This window comes from Succiniclasticum ruminis DSM 9236 (assembly GCF_900112895.1).
GTDB lineage: Bacteria > Bacillota > Negativicutes > Acidaminococcales > Acidaminococcaceae > Succiniclasticum > Succiniclasticum ruminis.
On the sequence record NZ_FONL01000009.1, the window covers coordinates 13,250 to 26,873 of the forward strand.

A 13,624-nucleotide genomic window follows, 5' to 3' on the forward strand; every position below is an offset into this window, starting at 1 on the left:
AAAGGGCGGCGCAACGTATGAAACGGGTGCAAAAAAGTCCGGAAGAACCGGAATTACTGACTCGCTACAGGCAGCGTTATCCCCGCGACACCTGGGACAAATTCCACCACCGGAGCAGGGACGGTTACCGGCAGGTCAAACGGCAGATACTTCAAGATCAGCACGGACTGTGTGCCTATTGTGAGATCAATATCAAGCTGACTGACGAAGAGGAGCAGGTAGATGATTTCCGGGTGGAACACTTCCATCCCAAAGTGGGAACGGAAAACGAAGAACGCAATTACCATCTGGAATGGAAGAATATGCTGGGCGTCTGCCACGGAGGCAGCCAGCCCCGGGTAGCGGAAGCGGGGTACCGCTTTTCCAAAGCCAAGGAGGACCGGAGCTGCGATGTGCCCAAGGGCGGGAAATCCATTAATGCGGAAATCCTGAACCCGTTGCAGATACCTGCGAAGGAAATGCTGTTTTGCTTTGATTCTTTTTCCGGAGCCATGTCTGTAGACGAAGAGCGTTGTCCGGAGATGCTGCGTAAAAAGGCCTGCAATACGATTGTTGAACTGAACCTGAACGCGCCCCGCCTGAAACGGCTGCGAAAGGCAGTGATCGAAGTAATGCAGGAACAGGTGACGGAACTGACGGGGCAGGGCGTTCCTATTGAAGAGGCGATGGACCAGCTGGCCCGGGAGTTACTGATACCGAATTCAGATAATAATTATCTTGCTTTTTTTACTACCATGCGTTGGTTCCTGGGTGAAGCGGCGGAAAATCTGCTGCGGGAACGGGAGTATATAATTTGATTAAAAGCTGTAACAAAAATGGGCGGGTTGCCATTTTGTTGCAGCTTTTTAACTGTATACGAATTAACTGCGCCCCTGATTTTTTGCAGGAATTTTTTAATTTTAGTAGAATATATTATTTTAACGATGAGAAAGGAAAAAGTATGTGGTAAAAGGAAGCAGGCAAGCTGATGAGCGTTTAAGGATATGTTTGTACTGCTAACAGAAGAACAGTGGAACGAGGGAGCACAGTGATTAATACAAAGGCGTTCAAGGCATACGACATACGCGGAATCTACCCGAAGGAGGTCAACGAAGAACTGGCGTACCGGGTGGGAAAAGTCTTTTGCGCTTTATTCGGGGCAGAAACGGTGGTTGTGGGCTGTGATATCCGCCTGACCGGCCCGAAGCTGCTTCAGGCCCTGTGTGACGGGCTGCGTGATGGCGGTGCCAACGTAATCGATATCGGTCAGTGCGGCACAGAAATGATATATTTTGCCACCGCATACCTGAATGCGGACGGAGGCATCATGGTCACGGCCAGTCATAATCCGGCGGAGTATAACGGGTTGAAGCTGGTACGGCGGGACGCGAGACCGGTGGGCGTGGATTCGGGCCTGAAGGAGATCGAAGAGATGGTAAGGGGGGATGAATTCCCGCATCATCTCATGGCCGGCAAAGCCAGAGGCTTTCTGACCAGGCAGAATGTTCTGAAGCCTTATGTGGAGCATATTCTGAAATACATCGACAGATCGAAACTGAAACCGGTTAAAGTTGTAGTGAACCCCGGTAACGGCGGGGCCGGCACAGTGCTGGACGAACTGGAAAACTATCTGCCGTTCCGTTTCATAAAGATAAACTACGATCCGGACGGAACCTTCCCCAATGGCGTGCCCAACCCCATGCTGGAGGAAAACCGTAAATACACGGTTGACGCGGTGCTGCAGCATCATGCGGACTTCGGCATTGCCTGGGACGGCGACTTTGACCGTTGTTTCTTCTGCGATGAAAAAGGAAAGTTCGTGGAAGGCTATTATCTGGTAGGCCTGTTGGCGGAAAACTTCCTGCATAAGTATCCGGGCTGCAAGATTATGTATGATGCGCGCCTGACCTGGAATACGGAAGCGATCATTAAAAACCACGGAGGCATACCGGTGCCGAGTAAGAGCGGGCATGCTTTTATGAAGCAATGCATGCGGGAGAACGGCGTGATTTACGGCGGGGAAATGTCCAGTCATCACTACTTCCGGGATTTCGCGTATTGCGACAGCGGCATGATCACGGCGCTGATCGTTTCCGAAATGTTGTGTACCTGCGGCAAAACGCTTTCGGAACTGATCGGGGGAATGGAAGAGGCGTTCCCCTGCAGCGGGGAAATCAACCGGAAAGTTACGGACAGCAAGGCCGTGCTGGCAAGACTAAAGAAGAAATATAAAGACGGAAAAGCGGATACATTGGATGGACTGAGCATCGAATATCCGGACTGGCGCTTTAACCTGCGGGCGTCCAATACGGAACCGGTGATCCGGCTGAATGTGGAAACCAGAGGGGATAAACGATTATTACAAAACAAAGTGCAGGAATTATTGGAAGAAATTGGCGGTGAACCGGCATGAGCGCACGTTTTAAAACTATTACAAGAGCAGTAATTCCGGCGGCGGGGTTAGGCACCCGTTTTCTGCCGGCGACCAAGGCGACACCTAAGGAGATGCTTCCCATCGTAGACAAACCTACGATCCAGTACATTGTGGAGGAAGCGCTGGCCAGCGGTATTGAAGATATCCTGATTATAACCGGACGCAGCAAACGGGCCATTGAAGACCATTTCGACCGGAGCATCGAACTGGAGTTGAACCTTGCGGAAAAAGGTAAGAATGAATGGTTGGAAATGGTGCGGAGCATTTCTGATATCCGTATCCATTATATACGGCAGAAGGAACCCCGGGGACTGGGGCATGCGATTTTATGCGCCAAACAGTTTATCGGAAACGAGCCTTTTGCGGTGCTGTTAGGCGACGATGTGGTTTATAACGATAAAAAGCCTGCCTTGCGGCAGCTCATCGACGTGTATGAAAAAACAGGGGCTTCCGTATTAGGCGTACAGGAAGTACCTCATGAAAAGGTTTCTTCATACGGCATTGTGGCGGCGAGGGGAACCAGCGATCCCCGGACTTTTGCGGTAGCGGACATGGTAGAGAAGCCGCCCGTGGACGAGGCTCCTTCCAACATGGCGGTGCTGGGACGCTATGTCATTACGCCTGAGATTTTTGAACTTCTCGAACATACCGACCCGGGCGCGGGCGGGGAGATCCAGCTTACGGACGGTCTGCGTTCCCTGCTGAAGATACAGCCCGTCTATGCCTATAATTTTGAGGGGCGCCGTTATGATGTGGGCGATAAACTGGGCTTTCTGGAAGCGACAGTTGAATATGCCCTGCGCCGTCCGGAACTCCATGACGGATTTTTGAAATATTTGATGGGAATCGTTAACGGAAGGAAATGAGGATTAAGGAATGAATATTTTAGTTACAGGCGGAGCCGGTTACATCGGTTCCCACACCGTTCGGGCGCTGGCGGCGTCTAAAGATTTTACTCCGGTGGTATATGACAATCTGTCCACCGGCCATGAGGCTTCTGTACCGGATAATGTTCAGCTGATTACCGGTGACATCCACGATGTGCCGTTCTTAAAACACATTCTGGCGGAGCACGAGATTGACGGAGTAATCCACTTCGCGGCGTCGTCCCTGGTAGGCGAATCCATGACGGATCCGGCAAAGTATTATTTTAATAACGTCGAGGGCACGCTCCATCTGCTGATTGCCATGCATGAAACGGGCGTGGATCATATTGTTTTCTCTTCCACTGCGGCTGTATACGGCGAACCGCAAAAAACACCGATCGAGGAAGATTTCCCGACCGTTCCTACTAATGTGTATGGTCGGACCAAGCTGATGATTGAAAACATGATGAAGGATTTTACCATGGCATACGGCATGGACTACGTGGCACTGCGGTATTTTAATGCGGCCGGGGCCATACAGGACGGCTCCATAGGGGAAGATCATAACCCGGAAACCCACCTGATCCCGCTGATTTTAAAAACCGCCCAGGGAGTGCGGGACCATATTTCGATTTTTGGCACCGATTATCCGACACCGGACGGCACCTGCCTGCGGGACTACATTCATGTACTGGACCTGGCGGACGCCCATGTGCTGGCCATGCAGTATCTGGTGGACGGCGGGGAAAGCATCGTGTTCAATCTGGGCAGCGAAGCCGGTTTCAGTGTACGGGAGATTATTGAAAAAGCCAAAAAGATTACGGGAATTGATTTTAAGGTTGAGGAAGAAGCCCGGCGGGCAGGGGATCCGGCGGTGCTGATTGCTTCCAGCACCAAATGTAAAAAGGTACTGGGATGGAAACCGCAGCATAGCAATACGGAAGAAATCATCAAGACTGCCTGGAACTGGCATAAAGAACACCCTTACGGATTTGGGATTTAAAGAAATTTTATACGTTGAATTACAGTCATTGCGTTAAAACATAATGGGAAACATCTATGCAATTAACAGTCGATAAACTGGAAAAGTCTTTTGGCGTCCATGAAATATTCAAAGATGTCAGTTTTATGATCGCCAAAGGCGAGAAGATCGGCCTGGTCGGCGTTAACGGCAGCGGCAAGTCCACGCTGGTGAAATGTCTTTTGCAGCCGGAATACGCGGACCGGGGCACGGTCAGTTTTGAGCCGGGCATTAACGTTGGCTATGTGGAGCAGGGCTTTGGCAGTATCGGCAACGAATCCGTCTGGGATTTTATGCTGAAAGCCAATCCTGAAATCCTGTCTTTGCGGCGGAAACTGGCAGAACTGGAGCAGGCTTCCGCGTCCGGTGACCGGGAGGTACTGGACAGCTACGGCCGCGCCACCCAGCGCTATGAATTTCTGGACGGTTACAATTATGAAGCAAAATTAAAAATGGTTTTATTCGGGCTTGCATTTCCTGAATGGATGTGGGGGATGCAGGCAGCTTCTCTTTCCGGGGGACAGAAGACACGGCTTCTGCTGGCTGCGGCGCTGGTTTCCTCACCGGATTTTATGTTGTTGGACGAACCCACGAACCATCTGGACATCCGCATGATGGAGTGGCTGGAAGGGTACCTGCGTGATTTTAAAGGCGGCGTACTGGTAGTCAGCCACGACCGGGCCTTTCTGGACCATGTCGCCACCCGGATCCTGGAAATGGAGGGGGGACGGCTGCGTTCCTTTACGGGCAATTATTCAAAGTATCTGGCTCAGAAGGACATCCTGACGCGAACGGAAAAAGCTGCCTACGAGGCCCAGCAGGATTATATTGCGGAACAGGAAGCCTATATACGCCGTTTCAAAGCCGGGATCAAGAGCAAGATGGCCCGGGGGCGGCAGTCGCGGCTGGACAGGCTGGAACGCCTGGAGGCTCCTGTGGAAAATGAAACCTTTTCCCTTCGCCTGCCCAAAGCGCCGGAATCCGCGGAACGGGTGCTGATTCTGGAACATTTAAACGCCGGTTACGGTGACAATGTGCTGGTGCGGGATGCGGACCTGATCCTGCGCCGGGGCGAAAAGACGGGACTGATCGGGCCCAACGGCTGTGGCAAGACGACGCTGCTGCGCACGCTTTTGGGGGAAGTGCCGGCTCTGGGCGGCGAAGCGAAGATCGGCAATCGGGTTAAAATCGGTTATTTCTCCCAGAGTTATGAACGGCTGAATCCAAATCAAACTTTATTGGACAATTTCCTGACAGAGTATGGCATGACCGAAGAACAGACACGCTCCCTGCTGGGCGGCATGCTGTTCCACGGCGATGACGTGTTCAAGGAAATCGGTACCCTGTCAGGCGGGCAGAAAGCCCGGCTGGTTTTACTGAAACTGGTGCTGGACGGCGCCAATCTGTTAATACTGGACGAGCCGACCAACCATCTGGATATCCTGGCAAAAGAAACGGTGGAAGCGGCGCTGGAAGTCTTTGACGGAACCGTACTGGTGGTCAGTCATGACCGCTACCTAATCAATGAAGTATGTGACCGAATCTGGGAGATTGAGGATCATACGGTTCTGGATTATAAAGGGAATTACGGGTTCTATCTGGAAGAAAAAGCTAAGAACAGTAAGATAAAAGAAGCTGTATCCGTATCCGGCGGTGGGAAGACGCAGAAGGCAGAAGAAAAGAACACATCGGAGAAACGGGAAGACGCTGCCGCGGCGGTTGAGCAACAGGCAGGAACAACCATTGCGGCGACGGAAGAGGCCGGGGATGCTGCTGTAATCGTCCGTGATACTGGTAAACCCTGGGACGGAAAAGTTAAAAATAAGGAAAACAAAAAAGCCCGCAGGCACAGCCCCGCCCAGCTGGAGGAACTGATAGCCAAAGTGGAACTGCGGCTGCGGGAACAGGAAGCCATGTTAGGCTGGCTGGACAAACAGATCTCCATTCCGGAGAATCATCTGGATCTGGAGAAGAGCAAAGCCATGGCCGCCGAGCGGGAAGAATATGTAAAAACCATAGACGAACTGGTACAGAAATGGGAAGAACTGTTGGAAGAACAGGATATGCTGGAGCAGGAAGAGCAGTAACATGGAAATGACACACGAGCAATATATGGAACTGGCCCTGAAGGAAGCGGAAAAAGCGGCAGGGCTGGGAGAGGTTCCCATCGGGGCTGTGATTGTAAAAGACGGTCAGGTAATAGCCAAAGCCCACAATATGCGGGAACAGTGGCTGGACGCCACGGCCCATGCGGAAGTCATAGCCATACGGGAAGCCTGCGAAAAGCTGCGGAACTGGCGGCTGTCCGGCTGCACCCTGTATGTTACGGTGGAACCCTGTCCCATGTGCGCCGGCGCCATTTATAACAGCCGCTTGGACACGGTGATCTTTGGCTGCAGGGATAACCGGGCGGGAGCCGTTGAATCGTTATTTAACGTGCTGTCCCATCCGTTGCTGAACCATCAGCCCCAGGTCATCGGCGGGATCCTGGAAGACAAATGCGCCGCTGTGGTGAAGAAGTTTTTTGCTTCCTGCAGGGCAGAAGAAAAATAAAGTGCGTGCAAGATTTGCATTATTGTGGTAAAATATATAGCGAGCATTTTTGGAGCGGTATCGAAGTGGTCATAACGAGGCGGACTCGAAATCCGTTAGCCGTCCGCGGCACGTGGGTTCGAATCCCACCCGCTCCGCCAGATAATTCGCGTCTCTCGCCCGGGGGACGCTTTTTTAATATGTGTGAAGAGGAGGGGCTCTTATGAAAACGGCAACACAAAAACGGAAAGATTTACGCGCAATGCTTTCAGCCGGCAACATACTCTGTGTACCGGGGGTGGGCGATGCGCTGACGGCTAAAATCGCCCAGATGGCGGGAATTCAGTGCCTGGCTATGGGTGGCTACAGCGTGACGGCCGTTCATCTGGCCCAGCCGGACGTAGGACTCCTTTCCATGTCGGAAATGGCAACCGCCTTAAAAGAAATCTGTGACGCGACGGATATCCCTGTCATTGCGGACGGTGATAACGGCTATGGCAATGCCCTGAACGTGATCCGCACGGAATCTGAATTTGAAAAAGCCGGGGCAGCCTGCATCTTTTTTGAAGACCAGGTCTGGCCGAAACGCTGCGGACACATGGACGGGAAACAGGTGATCACGGCGGACGAGCATGTACAGAAGATCCGCGCCGCAGTGGAGGCCCGGGTAGATAAAGAGACTATGATTATGGCGCGTACGGACAGCCGGGCGGTGTATGGCATTGAGGATGCTATTGAACGCTGCAAACGGTATGCGGACGCCGGGGCGGAAATGCTGTTTGCCGACGGCCTCTGCACCAGGGAAGAAATCGAACGGTTTGCGAAAGAACTGAAAGGCTCAGGCGCGTATCTGGACGCCAATATGATCGAAGGGGGCAAAACGCCGATCATTCCGGCCAAAGAACTGGAGCAGATGGGCTATTCCGTTGTGTTCTGGGCTTGCAGCGCGGTGTATACGGTTTCCAAAGCGCTGTACGATTTGTTCAGCGGCCTGCAGCAAAATGGCACGACCGAAGCGGCAGCTGCCAATATGGTAGAGTTTGGCCGTTTCAATCACTTTGTAGGTCTGGACCATTACAAAGAACTGGAACGGAGATATAAAGTTGACAGAGACGACTGAAAACAGAACCTGCAGAAGGCAAAGGCAACTTTGACCGGCTGCAGGTTTTTTATTCTGAAACGATTCTGCGAGATAAAATCTTTTTCAAGTTTTTTTATGATTCATTCTGCCATGTAAAAAACATATTTTTATTTTAGTATGCAGGCGGAAAAACAGAAATAATGCTAATTGTTTTTAAAATATGATATAATAAGTACAGTTCATAATAAGTACAGTTCATTTGACAGAAAGGAGGACGCCGATGAAAAAGTTATTTGCGTTGATTCTTTCGTTCTGCCTGTTCTGCGGCATCGCCTTTGCCGAGGGAGAAACTCCTGCTGATAATACGAATACAGGTGAAAACAAGCAGGGTTCACTGAATCTGGGTTCTTTGCCGGAAAGGAAGACCATGAGTTCCCTGGAGGATGTACTGACACCCCAGGATGCTGACCGGATCCAGAAAGCGGTTTCCGATGCATTGGTGAGCTTTGCGGAAAAGGATGCGGCTCTGTCCGTGGAAGCATGGTCAGAAAAGGTTCTGCAGGAAAAAATGGAGAACGCTTCCAAGAGCCGTGTGACGGAAATTTCCCTGGAGATCCAGGACGCTATCCGGGAAACGGAAGAACAGAACCGTTCGCTGGCTGAGGCCGTGAAAAACGGTGAAAGCAAGAAGAGCTGGATGGACGGACAGTTGAAGAAATATATTACCAAAGCAGTTGAACTGACCGGCGACGCGCCGAAAGTGACCAGTAACGGCCGCAACAACGGTTTTACCATTGCGGGCAAAAACTGGAAAGGCCAGGCGCTGAGCGACAGGGAAGCCCGCCTCATGCGCGACGATCTGGAACAGGACCGGGACAGCGGCATTAAAACCGCTGTGGCGGTGGGATTGGTGCTGGCTGCGGACAGCGGCCGGGTATCCATCATGAACCAGGCGGCGCCCCGGCAGCTCACCATGATCGCCATCAATGCAGTGGAAGAAGCCAAGACGGTTTTAAAAGTGAAAAAGGGTATCATTACCGGCAAGGAAGGCGTGGACAAGCTGACGGATACGGCCATGACCTCCCTGATCGGCATGCTGGCCGGTTTTGACTACAAACAGATCGGTTTCCTGGCCGGAACGGCTGCAGGAACCGCGGCAGGCGGCGCACTGGAAGGCGCCACCGGTGGCATCAGCCTGGGATCTATCACCATCAACGGCGCTTTGCTGGGGGCCTATTTCGGTGAGAAGATCGGAAGCCGCATCGGCGAATCCATCAATGCCACCATGGACGAAAAACTGAAAGTCCGGATCATTACGGAATTTGAAAGCTTCCTGGGCGGAACGGTGGCTACCGTGCTGAACATCCATGATGTACAGAAAGCCCTGGACAGCATGGAAAAAGAAAGTGATATTAAACTGACGGAAGAAGCGGCCAAAGCCGTGACCAGGGCAAAAGACGGAGCTGTTTCCTTCGGGACCAGTGTCGGTGAGACCGTGAAAGACTGGGGCAACAGTGCCGGAAGCACCATGAAGTCCTGGGGCAGCAGTGCCAAAAGCTCTGTGAAAGACTGGGGCAGCAGCGCCGGCAGCACGATCAAATCCTGGGGCAGCAGCATTTCGGACTTCTTTGGCAATGCCGGACAAAGCATCGGCAGAGGCTGGAACGGTCTGGTTGACAAGGTGAAAAGCGCAGTGAGCGCGATACCGGGTTTGCTGTCTTTCGCATAAGTTGAATAAGGAATGTATGAGCAGCTTGCCAAACGGCAGGCTGCTTTTACTTAAGTACAATTTTTTGCTCAATCCCTGCATACCCCGGCATATTTTGAAAGGACAGAAACATGGCAGCAGAGTTATTCCCGGTAAAAATCATAGGACACATCCGCACGGATTTTACCAGCAAGTTCGGTGTGCCGCGGCAGAGCGGCATCGTGGACACGCTGGAAGCCTGCATTGAGTTTGAAAAGGAATTTGCCCAGCCGGAAGCGTTTCGCGGTCTGGAAGGGTTTTCCCATTTATGGATCATCTGGCAGTTCTCCGAGGCGGTGCGGAGCAACTGGTCTGCGACAGTACGGCCACCCCGGCTGGGAGGCAATAAGCGGGTGGGGGTGTTCGCGACCCGTTCCCCCTTCCGTCCCAACGCCATAGGTCTTTCTTCTGTAAGAATAAAAAAGATTAAACTGGATACGCCGAAGGGTCCGGTGATTTATGTATCAGGCGCGGATCTGATGGACGGCACACCGATTCTGGATATCAAACCCTATCTGGCCTTTGCGGATTCGCACCCGGATGCGGTGGACGGTTTTGCCGGCCAGGTAGTTTACCAAAAGGTTCAAGTGGTTTTTCCGAAAGAATTACTGGCGATGATTCCGGTGGAAAAAAGAGAAGCACTGCTGGGCGTGTTGGAAGAAAACCCGGCGCCGCATTATCAGAATGACCCGGAAAGGATATACGGTTTCGGTTTTGCGGGCAAGGAAATCAAATTCAGAATACAGGACGGCATATTGACAGTGGTGCGCATAGAATAACAGAATATGTGTACAAACACAGGAATCTTTGATATAATATTATGGTAATTTTGAAGAATAATAATGGTGATTTTTCAGGGAAGCACAACGTTAAGAAACACGGATTAAATGAGTTTGTGTGATTCCCTGACAGTTTCCGGAGGCTTTTATGATTGCGATTCGTGACCGGGTCCGGTTTGGGGAAACGGACCTGATGGCGGTGGTTTACCACGCCAATTACCTTCCCTGGATGGAGATGGGAAGAGTGGCCTGGCTGCGTGCCTGCGGCGTGGACCTGAACCGGATGATGGATGACGGCATTGTGTTTCCCATCCGGGAGCTCAATGTGAAGTACAAGCATTCTTCCCGCTTTGACGACGAATACGAAGTGCAGACGACCATGCTGGAATTTAACCGGGCCAAGATGGTGTTTGCTTATAAAGTGATTGACGCGAACAACGGCACGGTTTTTGTGGAAGGCACGACAACCAATGTCTTTACAGACAAAAAGGGGAAAATAGTCCGCCTGCCGGCAGAATGGTTTGACAGGATCAACGCGCTCTATCTGAAGGAAAAAGCCGGAGAAATCTGATAATAATCAATTAATGCAAGAGGTGTGTGTATTCATGGAATATGAAATTATACCGGTGCCCACACGTATCCTGACTTCCAGGGATGATATCGTGGAAGCGGTGAAGGAATACGGCAAAGGCAAATACGGACCGGACGACGTAATCTGCGCGGCGGAAAGCGTGGTGGCGATCACCCAGGGGATGGCCATGCGCTGCGAGGAATTCAAACCGGGCTTTCTGGCCAAGACTCTGTGCCATTTCTTTCCATCTTACGGGAGCATCAGCGGCTGGTACTGTATGCAGGCGCTCATCGATACGGAAAGCAACGCAAAGGTGCTGTGGGCCTTTATTGTGGGTGCGGTAACCAAGCTGCTGGGAAAAAAAGGCGTGTTCTACCAGATGGCAGGCTATCAGGCACGGCTTATCGACGACGTGACGGGAACCATGCCGCCGTATGACAAGCATATCGTGTACGGTCCGAAGGAACCTTTCAAAGTTGTGAAGGAAATGAAAGAGGCCTGTGGTGTCTACGGCGCGGTCATCGCCGACGTGAACGATCTGAAGCGGGCGGCCATCATCGGCTGGACTGATGGGGTGAATCCGGACAAGGTATCCAAAATCCTGATTGACAATCCCTTTGGCAACGCCAGCCAGAAAACGCCGATCTGTATCATCAAAAATTACCGCAGGGCGTAAGGGGGACAGAACATGATAGTAGTAGGCATTATTCTGGTACTGATCATACTGGTGATCCTGTTTACGCTGCAGCTGATCTCCAAACATGCCGCGGCCGATAAACTGCTGGTGTTTTATAAAGAAAAACGCACGCAGGCAAAGCTGATTTCCAAAACAGAAGATAAAATCGAATTCAGCATAGATGTACCGTATGATAACAAAAGCCGCGATGAAGGGATCTTTCTGGACGCATTTGTCCGCATCTATCTGCCTGACGAGCAATACAACGGCGCCTTGATGCGGGGCAGGGTGAACCACCCGGCCGCGCCCCGTACCGACGATTACTTTGAAGCGCGCCTGGTGCCGCCGGGAGAAAAAGGCAATCTCACCGTGACCTTTGAGGTGACGCCGCGCAACAGCAAAAAGACTGCCGAAGAAGCGCTGCTGGGGATACCGGATGTGGAATTCGCCCTGTATGTAGAACGCCGAGGAAGGATGGAACTGTTCCATAACAAAGAGAATATCTTATTGACGAGAGAAGAATTACAGAAACTTCTGAAATAACGCACATGCAGGAGGAACGCATGGGAACACTGGTAATCGCCACTTCCAATCTGGGGAAGCTGGATGAATTTAAAGAAATGTTTAAAGAACTGCCTGTTGAACTGAAATGTCTGGCTGATTATCCGCCGCTGCCGCCGCCTAACGAAAACGGCAGGACCTTTGCGGCAAATGCCAAAATCAAGGCTGCCTACTATGCGAAGAATTTAAAAGAATTCTGCCTGGCGGATGACAGCGGTCTGGAAGTGAAGGCCCTGGAAGGCGCCCCCGGTGTGCGCAGCGCGCGTTTTGCCGGCGACGACGCGACGGACAAGCAGAACAATGACCTGCTTTTGCAGCAGATGAAATTCCAGATCACCCGTACCTGCCGGTTCCGTTGCGCGCTGGCAGTAGCTAATCCCACCGGCCGGATCGTGGCGGAGACGGATGGAAGCTGCGAAGGCATGTTGCTGCACGAACCGCTGGGAGAGAACGGTTTCGGTTACGATCCGCTCTTCTGGTCTACGGAACTGCATAAAGGTATGGGGGAAGCCACACCGGAAGAGAAAAACAAGATCAGCCACAGGGGCAAGGCTGTGAGTAAGCTGATTGCCATGTGGAAGAAGACGGCCAATAACAAGAACGGTGGCAAACGTCCGGACAGACAGGGACGGAAGGCACAGCAGGAGCAGCAGGCGAACGGCAAAGCTGAACAGCAAAACGGGAAGCCTAAACCGGAAACGAAACAGCAGCCGGAACCAAAGTCTGAAGCGAAAGTACCGGTGGAACCAATGCCGGAAGCGAAAGCAAACCAGTAACATGGAAACGCAAGCCTGTAAAAGAGGATGCGTTTTGGAACGTAAATCAAGTAATAGACGACAGGATACGACAAAGGGTTTTATATAAAAATATGAAAATAGGAATCTTAAGCGATACTCATGGCAGCATGGCATCCATACGGAAAGTGCTGGCCACAGCGCCGCCGGTGGAATGCTGGATCCATTGCGGCGATTATTCCATGGATGCCAACGCGCTGCACAATATGATAAACCAGAAAGTATATGCGGTATCCGGGAACTGCGATGTGATGCGGGGTCCGGTAGAAGTGAACCCGGATTGCTTTCTGAATATGGAAGGATACAAAATCTGGGTCACCCACGGCCATCTCTACATGGGGGAAACCAGGGAAATCAACGAACTGGCCTGGTGGGGACAGAACCTGGAACAGGACATCGTGATCTTCGGGCATACCCATGTTTCCGTATTTAAACAGGTGAACGGCATCTGGCTGCTGAATCCAGGCAGCCCGTCCCGTCCCAGAGGGAAGAACCGGGGAAGCTTTGCCGTCTTAACGGTAAACAGAGGGCAGATGCCCGCGGTAGAGTTTATAGAAGTGTAATAATTGTATAAGGAGGGATC

At 51.8% G+C, this 13,624-nt stretch carries 14 protein-coding genes and 1 tRNA gene; all 15 read left to right on the top strand.

Translation table 11 applies throughout. The features are described 5' to 3' along the window. The first annotated feature begins 17 nt into the window (after positions 1-17). The 15 genes from BM159_RS07250 to BM159_RS07320 all read left to right on the top strand — a co-directional run bounded on the left by BM159_RS07250 (position 18) and on the right by BM159_RS07320 (position 13,604). Positions 18-797, top strand: a complete 780-nt coding sequence (locus tag BM159_RS07250; RefSeq protein WP_177205955.1) for a retron system putative HNH endonuclease — start codon at positions 18-20, stop codon at positions 795-797. A gap of 230 nt (positions 798-1,027) precedes the next feature. Continuing rightward, complete coding sequence (locus tag BM159_RS07255; protein WP_093913586.1) at positions 1,028-2,392, top strand: phosphohexomutase domain-containing protein; 1,365 nt, start codon at positions 1,028-1,030, stop codon at positions 2,390-2,392. Then, positions 2,389-3,279, top strand: a complete 891-nt coding sequence (gene galU / locus BM159_RS07260; RefSeq protein WP_093913587.1) for a UTP--glucose-1-phosphate uridylyltransferase GalU — start codon at positions 2,389-2,391, stop codon at positions 3,277-3,279. The genes BM159_RS07255 and galU overlap by 4 nt, the downstream gene beginning before the upstream one ends. A gap of 10 nt (positions 3,280-3,289) precedes the next feature. Next, positions 3,290-4,282 carry a UDP-glucose 4-epimerase GalE gene (gene galE, locus BM159_RS07265; protein ID WP_093913588.1) on the top strand — a complete coding sequence of 331 codons (993 nt, stop codon included), beginning with the start codon at positions 3,290-3,292 and terminating at the stop codon, positions 4,280-4,282. 56 nt (positions 4,283-4,338) lie between these two features. After that, complete coding sequence (locus BM159_RS07270; protein ID WP_093913589.1) at positions 4,339-6,387, top strand: ABC-F family ATP-binding cassette domain-containing protein; 2,049 nt, start codon at positions 4,339-4,341, stop codon at positions 6,385-6,387. Positions 6,388-6,394: 7 nt separating this feature from the next. Beyond that, entirely contained in the window at positions 6,395-6,853 is a 459-nt protein-coding gene (gene tadA, locus BM159_RS07275; protein WP_093913666.1) for a tRNA adenosine(34) deaminase TadA, read from the top strand. A gap of 51 nt (positions 6,854-6,904) precedes the next feature. Beyond that, positions 6,905-6,993, top strand: a tRNA-Ser gene (locus tag BM159_RS07280). A gap of 62 nt (positions 6,994-7,055) precedes the next feature. Continuing rightward, positions 7,056-7,952 carry an isocitrate lyase/PEP mutase family protein gene (locus tag BM159_RS07285; protein WP_093913590.1) on the top strand — a complete coding sequence of 299 codons (897 nt, stop codon included), beginning with the start codon at positions 7,056-7,058 and terminating at the stop codon, positions 7,950-7,952. Positions 7,953-8,193: 241 nt separating this feature from the next. Further along, positions 8,194-9,642, top strand: coding sequence for a hypothetical protein (locus BM159_RS07290; protein WP_093913591.1), 1,449 nt, complete (start codon positions 8,194-8,196; stop codon positions 9,640-9,642). Between the two features lie 110 nt (positions 9,643-9,752). Further along, entirely contained in the window at positions 9,753-10,439 is a 687-nt protein-coding gene (tsaA, locus tag BM159_RS07295) for a tRNA (N6-threonylcarbamoyladenosine(37)-N6)-methyltransferase TrmO (protein WP_093913592.1), read from the top strand. Positions 10,440-10,587: 148 nt separating this feature from the next. Continuing rightward, entirely contained in the window at positions 10,588-11,010 is a 423-nt protein-coding gene (locus BM159_RS07300) for an acyl-CoA thioesterase (RefSeq protein WP_093913593.1), read from the top strand. A 34-nt stretch (positions 11,011-11,044) separates the two neighbouring features. Further along, entirely contained in the window at positions 11,045-11,686 is a 642-nt protein-coding gene (locus BM159_RS07305) for a coenzyme F420-0:L-glutamate ligase (protein ID WP_093913594.1), read from the top strand. 12 nt (positions 11,687-11,698) lie between these two features. Then, a complete protein-coding gene (locus BM159_RS07310) occupies positions 11,699-12,229 on the top strand; it encodes a hypothetical protein (RefSeq protein WP_093913595.1) in 531 nt (176 codons plus the stop codon). A gap of 20 nt (positions 12,230-12,249) precedes the next feature. After that, a complete protein-coding gene (gene rdgB / locus BM159_RS07315) occupies positions 12,250-13,023 on the top strand; it encodes an RdgB/HAM1 family non-canonical purine NTP pyrophosphatase (RefSeq protein ID WP_093913596.1) in 774 nt (257 codons plus the stop codon). A gap of 92 nt (positions 13,024-13,115) precedes the next feature. After that, entirely contained in the window at positions 13,116-13,604 is a 489-nt protein-coding gene (locus BM159_RS07320) for a metallophosphoesterase (RefSeq protein ID WP_093913597.1), read from the top strand. Positions 13,605-13,624 lie beyond the last annotated feature (20 nt).